Origin of the sequence: Nocardia sp. CA-145437, assembly GCF_050956485.1 — a bacterium.
Lineage (GTDB): Bacteria > Actinomycetota > Actinomycetes > Mycobacteriales > Mycobacteriaceae > Nocardia.
Map to the genome: position 1 here is coordinate 6,063,612 of NZ_CP191204.1, position 12,218 is coordinate 6,075,829.

Consider the following 12,218-nt stretch of genomic DNA (forward strand, 5'->3'; position numbering starts at 1 on the left):
TTTCGGGACCTCTAGACCGTCGCGGCCACAGGTGCGGCCGCGATCAGCCAGTTGCTGAACTCCGCGGCCAGATGCCACCGATGCTGCCGGATGAACCTCCCGGGCAGGCTCGCCGGAAACTGCACGGTGAGAAGCGCGTTCACAGCGCCGTCCTGATCGCGGAACTGATGACGGACGCCGCCGATGACCAGCCCGTCATCCAGAACCGCTTGCCCCGCGATCTGAATCGGATATCGCGGGTCGACCGGAACGGTCAGGGCATCGGTCGTGGTGTAGTCGACCAGGAACCGGGTCGGCATCGGCGATCCGCCGGTGGTCTCGACGACTTCCTGCCGTCCGTCGGGCAGCCCGCGGAGCAGATAGTGATCCGGGCAGGCGTCGACCATCTCGGCCTCACGGTTGTCGGCGACCAGATTCTCGAACCACGCGGCGAACCGTTCCGCGGAGTAGCCCGGGACCTCCAGGCGAATCGCGGAGTGCTTCGTCCGACCCCGGCTCATCGCCATCCCCACGCGGGCCATCCGCTCCGACCGGACCAGATCCCGCTCGAGCAGTGCGTAGATCCCGGCGTGCCCGAGTCGAATCTTCCAGTCCGTCAGCGTGACTCGCTGCACAGCGAGGGGCGCGGCGAGCAACTCCGCGATCGTGCGATCCGGCAGCAGTTCGGCGACAGCACGCTCCCCGAGCCGGGAGGCGAGCTTTCTCAGAACAGCACCGGCACGCCGCGATTCCCACGCCCGCACCTGATCTCGGGTGATCCGCCGTCCCCCCAGGTCCGCACGAATCTCGATGGGCTCGGCCATATCGTGTCCTCTCATCCCCATCCTTAACGCAAGAGAGCCTAGCATTAAGCCCGGTTCGATGGGAATGCTAAAGCCAGGATTGTTAGCTTTCGATCTCCGAAACTGTTATGAACAGGGCATGGATCAGCCCGGAGACCGCGAGAACCCGGAATCAAGCCCCCGCCGCAGGACCGGAGGCCGATCCGCCCGAGTCCGCCAGGCCATCCTCGCCGCCACCCTCGACCAGATAGCCGACCACGGCATCGAGGGCCTGACCATCACCGAGGTGGCCGCCCGTGCCGCCGTCGCCGAGACAACCATCTACCGCCGCTGGGGCACCCGCACCGCCCTCATCGCCGACGCCGTCACCGAACTGGCCGCCGAAACCAACCCCATCCCCGACACCGGCACCCTCCGGGAAGACCTCCGCCAACTGGCCCAGCAGATCGCCGACCTGATCTCCCGCCCCGGCATAGCCCGACTCCTCGGCACCACGGTCGCCCTCTCCCCGGACCCGGAAGTCGCGGCGGCTCGCCGCCACTTCTGGGCCACCCGCTTCGAACAGAGCTCCTCGATCATCCGACGGGCCATCCGGCGCGGCGACCTCCCCCCCGACACCAGCCCCGGGGACGTCATCGAAACCCTTTCCGCCCCTCTGTATTTCCGCCTTCTCGTCGGAGACCGCCCCCTCGACACCGCTTTCATCGAGCGCTGCACAGACCACGCCGTCACCCTCTACACCACCCCGGATCAACCGAGACGCGCCGCCAACCCACGCGGCCGCGATCTGCCTCACGCCACAGATGGTCAGTCGACCAGAAACGCGGATGATCAAAGACCTATCTGACATGGGTTCATTTCGGAATTGGGTCCGTGGAAGTAAACGGCGTGATCTAATTCCGCCAACTCGGGTGAATCCTGCCTCGATGACGATATCGAGGGCGCCCGGTGCGTGGGAGAAACGATGGTGGACAGAAGTATGCAGCGGGCGGCCGGATCGGTTGCCGCGTTTGCGGTGGCGGCCGGGTTCGCGGTCGCGGCGATGCCCGGCATGGCCTCGGCCGCGTCCGGGACAGTGACCTGGAACGACGGGAACAGCAAGTTCACCCGGACGGTGTCCAACACCAACCCGATCGCCGGCGAGGTCGTGACCGTGTCGACGAAGTTCGAGCGGACCGGCATCCCGGTGGAGTACATCTACTCGATCAAGGACGCGCACCCGACCTGCCTGACCCCCGTCGCGGGCTCGGCGAAGATGGGCGGCGACCAGGTCTCCATCGACACCACGCCGGACGCCGTCAGCGCCTCGTTCAGCATCGTCAAATACCCGGTGTACCCGAACATCTCGCCGAAGTCGCAGACCTTCGAGGTGCAGTACACCGTGGGCGTCAACTGCGCCCGCGACACCCCGCTGGCGACCTCCATGAGCTACAGCGGCTCCCTCGGCTCGGGCAACTACACCGACAAGGGCCCGGCCATCACCGTGTCCAGCGACGCCGTGTCGACCACCGTGCTCACCGACGTCAGCGGCGCCAAGATCAACACCCCGGTCACCCTGGAGGCCACCGTGTCCCCGGCCGCCGCGGGCGGCACCGTCCAGTTCAAGGCGGGCGACCAGGTCCTCGGCGATATCCCGGTCAACGCGAACGGCAAGGCCACCATCGTGTGGACCCCGGGCGCGGCGGGCTCGTACACCATCGGCGCGAACTTCTCCGGCCGCACCGGCGTCGCCGCCTCGTCCACCACCAAGGTGGTCACCGTGGCCGACGTGCCGGTCGACCCGGGCCCGGGCACCAAGCCCAGCACCGGATCCTTCGGATTCTGATCGCCGCCACGGACTCGGCCGGCTACCGGCCGAGTCCGTGCTGGTGCGCGAACACCACCGCCTGAATGCGGTCGCGCACACCGAGTTTGGCGAGTACCCGGGACACGTGCGTCTTGATCGTCTCCTCGCCGACACCCAGCGCGGCCGCGATCTCGCCGTTGCTGCGCGCATCGGCCAGCAACAACAGCACCTCCCGTTCCCGGGCGGTCAACTGCGCCAGCTCGGGCGGCTCCACCGGCGGCGCGATACCGAGCGCGAAACGTGTTGCGAGCCTACGCGTCATGGACGGGTCGATGACCGCGTCCCCACGCACCGCGACCCGGATCGCGGCCACGAGCTCTTCCGGGGGAAGACTTTTCAAGAGAAAGCCGCTCGCGCCCGCCGACAAGGCCCGATGCAGATTGGCCTCACTGTCGTAGGTGGTGAGCAGCAGCACCCGGGTGCCGCCCGCGGCGACGATCGCCTCGGTCGCGGCCAAACCGTCCAGCTTGGGCATGCGGACATCGAGAATCGCCACATCGGGATGCGTGCGGGCGGCTGCCTCGATGGCCGCGCGGCCGTCACCCACCTCGGCCACGCACTCCAGATCGGGGTGAGCGTCCACCACCGCGCGCAAGCCGGAACGGAAGACCGCGTGATCGTCGGCGATCAGGACCGTGATGCTCATGCGACTCCGATCGGGACGGAAACCCGGATATCCCAACGGGTTCCGGAGGAATCGGCACCGTGGACCACGGTCCCGTCGAACAGTTCGACACGGCGGCGGATGCCGTCCAGACCGCGATGCACATCCGCACCCGGCGCTCTGGCCGTGATCGGATTGGTCTCGCGAATCTCCACCGAGCCGGGCCGGTAGACGATTTCGAGCTCGGCCCGCTCGCCACCATGACGCAGCGCATTGGTCAGCATCTCCTGCACGACCCGATAGAGCATGACGTCGAGCGACTCCGGCAGCACCGGCGCCTCCCCCGAGACGGTCACGCGCACAGTCAATCCGGCATCCCGCACCCGGTGCACCAGATCATCGATATCGGCCAGCCCGGGCTGCCGCTCACCGTCGTCCTCGCGGCCGTGCAGCAGATCCAGCTGCCGCCGCAGATCCACCATCGCCGCCCGGCTACTGGACTCCACCGCATGGACCGACCCGGCCGCCGACTCGGAATCACTGCGCGACAAAGCCATTCGCGCTACGCCCGCGTGAATTCCGATCGCGCTCACATGATGCGAGATGACATCGTGCAGATCCCGCGCGATCGCCTCCCGCTCATCGGCCAGCGCCCGATCCAGCGCCGCCCGCTGCTCCTGCCGTCGCAGCCGCTCCCGCTGCTCCAATTCCGCGATATAGGCCCCGCGCGCCGCCGTGTACCGGCCCACCAGCCACGGCACCACCCCCGCCCCGAGCGCCGAGATCACCAGCCGCACAGGATTGTTCGTGCCCGCCAGTGCCGCCATCATGTTCACCGTCAACGCGCCGCCCGCCAGCAGCGTGACGGTCAGCACCGACACCACCCCGCTCAGCCACGCGCCCGCCTGATACCCGGCCACCAGGAACCCGACATCGAAAACCCTGGCGGTGAGCCCGTAATGGTGCGCGAACACCGCCACCGACACCTTCACCACCACCTGCGCCACCGCCACCGCGGCCGCCGTCGCCGCCGGAGCGGCCAGCGCCAGATCCGCGGCCACCGTGGCCACGGTCAGCACGGTGGCCGTCACCGGGGCCAGGCCGAACCCGCCGCACATCACCATCTGCGCACCGTCCAGCACGGCCGCCACCGCGGCCACCAGCAGCGACTGCCGAGCCAGTGACCTGGTCACATCCATGGCCGCACGCTACCGTCCGGACCCCTCCTCCCCCGTGTGGGGGACGACCGAATCCCGCGCCCGCGAACGCGGAAGGGGCGCTTCGTCGATGACGAAGCGCCCCTTCCGGCTCGGTTCAGCGTGCGACTACGCGACACCCTCGGCGCGGGCGGCATTGCCCACGGCCTCGGCGACCGCCGGGGCCACGCGCGGGTCCAGCGGGCTCGGGATGATCTTGTCCGCGGACAGCTCACCGGCGACCACATTGAAGATCGCCTCGGCCGCGGCCACCTTCATGCCCTCGGTGATGCGGCGGGCGCCGGCATCCAGCGCGCCCTTGAAGACGCCCGGGAAGGCCAGCACATTGTTGAGCTGGTTCGGGAAGTCGCTGCGACCGGTGGCCACGATGGACGCGTACTTGGCGGCGACGTCGGGGTGGATCTCCGGGTTCGGGTTCGACATGGCGAACACGATGGACTCCGGCGCCATGGACGCGATGAGCTCCTCGGCGATGGTGCCCGCCGACAGACCCAGGAACACGTCCGCGCCCGCGAGCGCCTCGGCCGGACCGCCGGTCACATTGCGCGGGTTGGTGCGCTCGGCCAGCGCGGTCTTGTACTCGTTCAGGTCGCCGCGATCCTTGCTCACGATGCCCTTGGAGTCGAGCACGACGATGTCGGAGACACCGGCGGCCAGCAGGATGTCGGTGCACGCGACGCCCGCGGCGCCCGCACCCGAGACCACGACCTTCATGCTGGACATGTCACGGCCCTGCACCGCGGCCGCGCCCTTGAGGCCGGCCAGCACCACGATGGCGGTGCCGTGCTGGTCGTCGTGCATGACCGGGCAGTCCAGCGCCTCGATGACGCGCTTCTCGATCTCGAAGCAGCGCGGGGCGGAGATGTCCTCCAGGTTGACCGCGCCGAAGCTCGGGCGCAGGCGGATCAGGGTCTCGACGATCTCGTCGGGGTCCTTGGTGTCCAGCACGAGCGGGATCGAGTCCAGCCCGGCGAACTTCTTGAACAGCGCCGCCTTGCCCTCCATCACCGGCAGCGAGGCGCGCGGGCCGATATCGCCCAGACCCAGCACGGCGGTGCCGTCGGAGACGACCACGACCAGGCGCTCGGCCCAGGTGTAGGTCTTGGCGAGGGACTCGTCCTCGGCGATGCCGAGGCAGACCTTCGCGACGCCCGGGGTGTAGGCGATGGACAGATCCCGCTGGGTCTCCAGCGGTGCGGTGAGTTCGACCGAAAGCTTGCCGCCAAGATGCCCGGCGAAAATTTCTTCCGTGGTGATGTCGGACAGGTTCGCGCCATTGGACGCGGGGGCCTCGGTGGCATTCACTGCTTCAGTCACGGGTGACACGCTTTCACTCCTGATCGGTTCGGACTCAACCGTTTGACGGTTACCGTTCGGTAATAGCTGTTTTTATGGTTTCGGTGCTCATATATATCTTTTCGCCGTGACGGAATGGTCGACGGCGGCACAGATCGTCGAGCGAGAACCGGAGGGGTGTGTCCGGACGAGACAGTCGGGGTGATCCCGGGTGAACCCGCGAGTCGGAGTTCGTGATCACCGAGTGTCCCGGGCCGGGCGGTGGCTGCGGCCGGGATCGGCCCATTCTGCCAGTCGCTGCGACGGGGTGCCAAATCGACCCCGGGTCCGTCGCGTCGCCTCACCATCGTTGAAGAGTAAGTCAGCCGCGTCACGCGCAGGTGAACGGAAACTCGCTGGTGGGAACCCGAACTCGGAGAACTGTCACAACCCGGTCGCGGGGACGGTTGTGAGGTTGTCAACGGGACTGTTCGACTGATCAGTAACCTACCGCCCGGTTCACGCCGGCGCCGCCTCGGCTACCACGGGTTGCGGTCGGACCCACACGGATTCGAGACCGCCGGAGAGCAACCGTACCCGCCAGTCGCTTCCCGCGCCGGGGTGGTCGGTACGCCGATGCATTCCCCGGGTCTCGGTCCGGGCCAGCGCCGAATATTTCGTCCAGCGCGCCACCGCGAGCAGTGCCGCGGCCTGCCGGGCCCACAACCGATCAGGACCTTTTCCGCCCAGCGCCAACTCCGCCCCCGGCCACAGGCCGTCCAGTTCGCCGATGCTGTCGCGCAGACTGCCGTCACTACGCCAGTAGCTGCGCCGCAGGGGCAGAGTGTGCTCCTGGACCAGTCCCACCACCGCGCGCGGATCCAGGCGGGACTTGTCCCCCAGGCCCACACCCGGCACCGGCCGCGCCTTGCCCAGCTTGCGCCGGGACGCCGCGAAACCGGCCGCACCGGCACCCGCCCACACCCCCGACGAGATGGACCACGCGCCGTTCTGGCCACCGAAACCGCTGACCGCGCCGGTGATCGGCTCCCGGGTGGTGACATCCCCCGCGCCGTAGAGGCCCGGCACGGTGGTGGCGCAATCCGGTCCCACCAGGCGCAATCCACCCGTACCGCGCACCGTGCCCTCCAGCACCGCGCCCATCGGCACCTGACCGGTCGGGCTCGGGCCCAGCCGCAGCAGCTCCGCGCGAACCCCCTCGGGCAGCTCGTCCAGCGCGGCATACACCCGCCGGCCATCGGCGATGGCCGCGAAAGCCTGTGCCCGCGAACCGCATCCCTGACCCCACAGCACCGACCGCGATTCGTCGTACAGAGTCGCGAAATGCATGACCTGGTCCGAGGCGAACACCGCCGACACCGGGCGACCCCCGAGCGGCCGGGAATCAGCCACCGGAGCCAGCGAATACGCGTTGGAGAACTCCATGCCCGACAGTTCGGCCCCGGCCTCCGCGCCCATGAGCAGGCCGTCCCCGGTATCCACATCGGTGCCGGCGCCGCCGGAGAGGAACGCGCAGCCGCCGGTCGCCAGCACCACCGCGCGGGCGCGGACGATCCAGGTGGGCGAGTCGCCGTGCAGCGCCACGCCCGCCGCGCCGGACACCACGCCGTCCTTGTCGGTGATCAGCTGCAAGGCCGGATGGTGGTCGAGGATGCGGACCCCCGCGATCACCATGCTGCGCCGCAGCCTGCCCAGATACTTCGCGCCGTCGAGGTAGACCCGCGCCGGACGCTCCGCGTGTTCGCCCTGAAAACGGAAGCCGCCGTGCACCAGCTGGCCGACCCGCCGATGCGTCTCCTCCAGCACCCGGTACATCCAGTCCGGTTCGCCCAGCCCGCCGCCGTGCGCGAAGTTCTGCCGCACAGCCTCCTCGCGGGCCGCGCCCGACGGGATGTTCCACAGGGTGACCCCGCCCCGCGCAGTCGGCCCGCTGGATCCACAGCGGGCCTTGTCGACGACCAATACCCGCGCGCCCGCGGCGGCCGCGGCAAGGGCGGCCCAGCATCCGGCCGGGCCACCTCCCAGCACCAGCACATCGGCGTCGAATTCGGTCATAACGACAAATGTTCGACGACAGTTCAACTCGCCGCAACCGTTATGCGTATTTCAATTCCACCACTGCGCCCACAGCAGATATCCCGCTATCCCGAAAACTGCCAAGCATCCGAAAAAAGCGGCAAAACCTTGACGTCTATCCGCATAAATCTGGGCGGCGACAACCGCGAGCGCGGCGGCCACATGCCATGTCACCGACTCCGCTCCGGGGCCCGGAAAACCGCGGCGAGCACCGATGCTCGCGGCCCCGGCGACCGTGACCGCCAGCACCACCGTGCCCCCGGCGACGATCCCGCTCAGACCCCGGAACACCTTCACGCGGTGATCACCGGAACCCCACTGGCTTTGCCCACAATTTCCTCGAATTGTGTTGGGTCGGTGGTGAATTCACCGAGCCGAATGGTCTTGTTGGCGCCGTGGTAGTCGGAGGATCCGGTGGTCAGCAGCCCCAGCTCCGCGGCCAGCCCGCGCAGCACCGCACGGTCGGCCTCGCTGTGATCGATGTGGTCGATCTCCAGACCGCCCAACCCGAACTCGGTCAGCTCGCGAATGTGGTCCAGCGCCAGCAGCCGCCCCCGCTTACGGGCGCGCGGATGCGCCACCACCGACACCCCGCCCGCCGACGCCACCATCTCGACCGCCCGCCGCAGCGGCGTGTCGGCCTTCTCGACGTAGTACCGGCCATGCGGGGCCAGCAGATCCTGGAACGCGGCGTCCACCGTCGGCACAACGCCCGCGGCCACCAGCGCCCGGGCCAGATGCGGCCGGCCCGCCGACGGGCCCACCGAGGCCATCACTTCCTCCGGATCGATGGGCAGGCCGTCCGCGGCCATCTGCTCGGCCATGGCGCGCAACCGCACCACCCGCTCGGCGCGCAGCCGCTCCCGCTCCTGCGCGAAGGACTCGTCGGTCGGATCGAACAGGTAGGCCAGCAGGTGCACCGGCACCGGGTAACCGTCCTCGCCGAGCCCCACACACGACATCTCCATGCCCCGGACCAGCGTCAAACCCGGCGGCAGGGCGCCGACGGCCTCGGCCCAGCCGGAGGTGGTGTCATGGTCGGTGAGGGCCACCACGTCGAGACCGGCGGCGGCAGCCTTCGCGATCAGTTCGGCCGGGGTGTCCGTGCCGTCGGACGCGTTGGAATGGGTGTGGAGATCGATGCGCACCCCACCTATCTTGCCTGCGGCGCAAACGATCACCCCGACCCGGGACGATTAGCATCGTTGATGTGTCCTCCTTACCGCCGCTGCCCTCGTTCCACTGGCCCGGGCGGCCCGGCGAACCGGTGCCCGCCACACCGGCCGCACCGCACGGCACGATCGTCGACTGCGCCGTCTACGTGGACGGACAGCGGCTGTGGGACCGGTGCACCTACAAGAACGCCCTCGCCGAAGTGCGCGAACGCAAAGCGGGCTTCGTCTGGCTGGGTCTGCTCGAGCCCGGCAAGGAGCTGATGACCGACGTCGCCGAGACCTTCGGCCTGCACTCGCTGGCTGCCGAGGACGCGGTGCACGCCCACCAGCGTCCGAAACTCGAACGCTACGACGACATCCTGTTCCTGGTCATGCGCACCGTGCAGTACCTCGAGCACGAGCTCAAAACCGTCGCCGAGATCGTCGATACCGGCGAGATCATGGTCTTCACCGGACCCGACTTCGTCATCACCGTGCGCCACGGCGAGCACGGCGGGCTGGCCGGACTGCGGAAAGACCTGGAAGCCGACCCCGCGCAACTCGCGCTCGGCCCGGGCGCAGTGCTGCACGCGGTAGCCGACCACGTCGTCGACACCTATGTCACCGTCACCGCCGATATCGAGGAAGACGTCGACGCCATGGAGGAAGAGGTCTTCACCCCCGCCAACAAACTCCAGATCGAGGCGATCTACCAGCTCAAACGCGAAGTGGTGGAACTACGCCGAGCCGTGAAGCCCCTACAGCTACCCCTGCAGGTGCTCACCCACGACACCACCCTGCCCCTGCCCAAGGAGATTCGGCGCTACCTGCGCGACGTCACCGACCACCACACCGCGGTCACCGAGCAGATCCTCGACTTCAACGAATCCCTCAGCGCCCTCATCAATGCCGCGCTGGCCAAGGTGAGCGTCCAGCAGAACACGGACATGCGCAAGATCTCGGCGTGGGCGGCCATGGCCGCGGTGCCGACCGCCATCGCGGGGATCTACGGCATGAATTTCGATTTCCTACCGGAGCTCCGATGGCACTACGGCTATCCCATCGTGATCGGTGTCATGGTGCTGCTGTGCACGATGCTCTACGTGAATTTCCGTCGGAACAAATGGCTTTGAGCAACCCCGCGGCGCGCTAGAGGCTCGCCGCCGGACGGGCCGGGTCGCGGACGTCGATGCCCGCCTCGGCCCACGCGTCCCGCAGCGCCGCCGCGCCGCGGATGCGCACCCACGCCGCCTCGGTCGCCGTGATCGGCGCGACCGTCAGGAAGCGCACCGGGTCCGCGGGATCGGGCAGCACCACCTCCGGGATCTCGCTGTCGCCCAGCAGGACCGCCGTGAACGGCGCGTTGGCCCAGATCGGCTCGCCCAGGTCCAGCAGCGCGTCCGCCTGCAACACAACGCCTTCGACCGCGGGCGCGGCCACCAGCACGCCGAGGGTCCGGGTCAGCCCCGAACCCGCCCCCGCGCCGCCGCGCAGGGTCAGCACCAGCTCCGCGCGCGGGCCCCGGACCGGATCGGCCAGCGCCGCCGCCGGATCGGTCATCGGATGCCGGGAGCCGCCCAACGTCGAGTAGTGCACGAACTCGCCGTCCGGGATGCGCAGGATATCGATGGGCTCCAGACCCAGGAACGTCACCGACGCCGCGTCCGCGGACTCCACCCCGAAGTGACCGAGCACCGCGGCCCGGACCTTGTCCAATACCTCCATCGATTCAGATGGCCAGTCTGGCGAGCATGTCGCGCGCCTGCTCGGCGGTCTTCGGATCGCACAGCACGTCGTAACGGCCCGCCACCAACTGCATGGTGGAGGCGAAGTCGCGCTGGCCCCGGGTCGCCGCGTACGGGATGGACGCGGAGATGAGACCGAAGATGATGCCGCCGACCAGGCCGACCACCAGCGGGCCCAGCGTGCCGCCGGTGGTGAACATGCTCAGCAGCAAGCCTAGGAACAGGCCGAGCCAGGCACCCGAAACCATGCCGCCGCCAATGACTTTGCCCCAGGTCAGCCGGTACAGCACGCGCTCGACCTGCATGAGGTCGACACCGACGATGGTCACGCCCTCCACCGGGAACTGGTTGTCGGCCAGATAGTCGACCGACCGCTGCGCCTCCGCGTAGGTTGGGTAGGAGCCGATCGGCCAGCCCGACGGCGGCGTCGGCAGGGCGGGCTGCCGGCCCCGGCTCGCATTCCCCATGGGATTCGTCATGACTCCATCATGCTATTTCCGGCCGACACCTGCCCGATCGCCGGGCCGGATTCACAGAGCTCGCGCGGTTCGCGCCATGCCGGCGGCCCGACCTTTGTCAGCGATCACCTGAGCCATCTTGGCGCTGGCCTCGTCGATCATCTCGTCCCCGAGCATGACCGCGCCACGCGCGCCGCCCTCGGCGGAGGTGTGGAAGGCGTACGCGTCGAGGATCTCCTCGGCCCGGTCGTAGTCGGCCTGGCGCGGGCTGAAGATCTCGTTGCACGCGGTGATCTGGTCCGGGTGCAGCACCCACTTGCCGTCGAATCCCAGTGCCGCCGTGCGGGCGGCGTTGCGGCGGAAGCCGTCGATATCGCGAACCGCCAGGTAGGGGCCGTCGATGGCCTGCAGGCCGTGGGCGCGGGCCGCGAGCAGGATCGTCATATAGATGTGGTGATAGGCGTCGCCGGGCTCGTAGCCCTCGGGCTGCTCGCCCACCACGAGGGTGCGCATATTGATCGAGGCCATGAAGTCGGCCGGGCCGAACACCAGGGTCTGGACCCGCGGGCTCGCGGTGGCGATGGCGTCGATATTGCGCAGGCCCAGGGCGTTCTCGATCTGCGGTTCGATGCCGATCCGCCCGACCGGCAGGCCGTTGGCCTTCTCCAGTTGGGTCAGCAGCAGGTCCAGCGCCCGCACCTGGCCGGCATCGGTGACCTTGGGCAACAGGATGGCGTCGAGTTCGGAGCCCGCGCCCTCCACCACCGTGATGACATCGGCGTAGGTGTACGCGGTGGTCCAGTCGTTGACCCGGACCACGCGGATCTGGGAACCCCAGCCGCCGGAATTGAGGGCCGCCACGATATTCGCCCGCGCGGCCGCCTTCGCCGCCGGTGCGACCGCGTCCTCGAGATCCAGGAACACCTCGTCGGCGCCCAGCCCCTTGGCCTTCTCGATCATGCGCGGGTTACTGCCGGGTACGGCCAGTACCGATCGGCGCGATGTCATGGGTCACTCCTTCTCGTGGCGCGGCGTTTCGG

At 68.7% G+C, this 12,218-nt stretch carries 13 protein-coding genes; 3 read left to right on the plus strand and 10 right to left on the minus strand.

Features of this window, described 5'->3' with window-relative positions; genetic code table 11:
- Positions 1-11: 11 nt before the first annotated feature.
- A complete protein-coding gene (locus tag ACQPYY_RS28165) occupies positions 12-803 on the minus strand; it encodes a hypothetical protein (protein ID WP_433591621.1) in 792 nt (263 codons plus the stop codon).
- Positions 804-921: 118 nt separating this feature from the next.
- Between ACQPYY_RS28165 and ACQPYY_RS28170 the strand changes: the two genes are divergently transcribed.
- A complete protein-coding gene (locus tag ACQPYY_RS28170; protein ID WP_433591622.1) occupies positions 922-1,629 on the plus strand; it encodes a TetR-like C-terminal domain-containing protein in 708 nt (235 codons plus the stop codon).
- 117 nt (positions 1,630-1,746) lie between these two features.
- Positions 1,747-2,607 carry an Ig-like domain-containing protein gene (locus tag ACQPYY_RS28175; RefSeq protein WP_433591623.1) on the plus strand — a complete coding sequence of 287 codons (861 nt, stop codon included), beginning with the start codon at positions 1,747-1,749 and terminating at the stop codon, positions 2,605-2,607.
- 22 nt (positions 2,608-2,629) lie between these two features.
- Here ACQPYY_RS28175 and ACQPYY_RS28180 read toward each other — a convergent pair whose 3' ends face one another.
- From ACQPYY_RS28180 to ACQPYY_RS28205, 6 genes are all read right to left on the minus strand, one after another.
- Positions 2,630-3,274 carry a response regulator gene (locus ACQPYY_RS28180; protein WP_433591624.1) on the minus strand — a complete coding sequence of 215 codons (645 nt, stop codon included), beginning with the start codon at positions 3,272-3,274 and terminating at the stop codon, positions 2,630-2,632.
- Positions 3,271-4,431: a sensor histidine kinase gene (locus ACQPYY_RS28185; protein ID WP_433591625.1), complete on the minus strand. Its 1,161-nt coding sequence runs from the start codon at positions 4,429-4,431 to the stop codon at positions 3,271-3,273. The genes ACQPYY_RS28180 and ACQPYY_RS28185 overlap by 4 nt, the downstream gene beginning before the upstream one ends.
- Before the next feature lie 126 nt (positions 4,432-4,557).
- Positions 4,558-5,775 (minus strand): NAD(P)-dependent malic enzyme, encoded by a 1,218-nt coding sequence (locus tag ACQPYY_RS28190; protein WP_433591626.1) that lies wholly within the window; start codon positions 5,773-5,775, stop codon positions 4,558-4,560.
- A 468-nt stretch (positions 5,776-6,243) separates the two neighbouring features.
- The gene (locus ACQPYY_RS28195) at positions 6,244-7,800 is read right to left on the minus strand and encodes an FAD-binding protein (RefSeq protein WP_433591627.1); all 1,557 of its coding nucleotides are present in this window, start codon (positions 7,798-7,800) and stop codon (positions 6,244-6,246) included.
- Positions 7,801-7,851: 51 nt separating this feature from the next.
- On the minus strand, positions 7,852-8,118 hold the full coding sequence (locus tag ACQPYY_RS28200; protein ID WP_433591628.1) for a hypothetical protein: 267 nt from the start codon (positions 8,116-8,118) through the stop codon (positions 7,852-7,854).
- Positions 8,115-8,969, minus strand: coding sequence for a PHP domain-containing protein (locus ACQPYY_RS28205; RefSeq protein WP_433591629.1), 855 nt, complete (start codon positions 8,967-8,969; stop codon positions 8,115-8,117). Before ACQPYY_RS28205 ends, ACQPYY_RS28200 begins: the two co-directional genes overlap by 4 nt.
- 62 nt (positions 8,970-9,031) lie before the next feature.
- Between ACQPYY_RS28205 and corA the strand changes: the two genes are divergently transcribed.
- Positions 9,032-10,108, plus strand: a complete 1,077-nt coding sequence (corA, locus tag ACQPYY_RS28210) for a magnesium/cobalt transporter CorA (RefSeq protein ID WP_433591630.1) — start codon at positions 9,032-9,034, stop codon at positions 10,106-10,108.
- Positions 10,109-10,124: 16 nt separating this feature from the next.
- Here corA and ACQPYY_RS28215 read toward each other — a convergent pair whose 3' ends face one another.
- Genes ACQPYY_RS28215 through ACQPYY_RS28225 form a run of 3 tightly spaced genes read right to left on the minus strand, consistent with a single transcriptional unit; the run spans position 10,125 to position 12,186 of the window.
- Positions 10,125-10,700 carry a suppressor of fused domain protein gene (locus ACQPYY_RS28215; RefSeq protein ID WP_357283338.1) on the minus strand — a complete coding sequence of 192 codons (576 nt, stop codon included), beginning with the start codon at positions 10,698-10,700 and terminating at the stop codon, positions 10,125-10,127.
- 4 nt (positions 10,701-10,704) lie between these two features.
- Positions 10,705-11,199: a general stress protein gene (locus ACQPYY_RS28220; RefSeq protein ID WP_357091391.1), complete on the minus strand. Its 495-nt coding sequence runs from the start codon at positions 11,197-11,199 to the stop codon at positions 10,705-10,707.
- Between the two features lie 51 nt (positions 11,200-11,250).
- Complete coding sequence (locus ACQPYY_RS28225) at positions 11,251-12,186, minus strand: HpcH/HpaI aldolase/citrate lyase family protein (protein ID WP_433591631.1); 936 nt, start codon at positions 12,184-12,186, stop codon at positions 11,251-11,253.
- Positions 12,187-12,218: the final 32 nt, after the last annotated feature.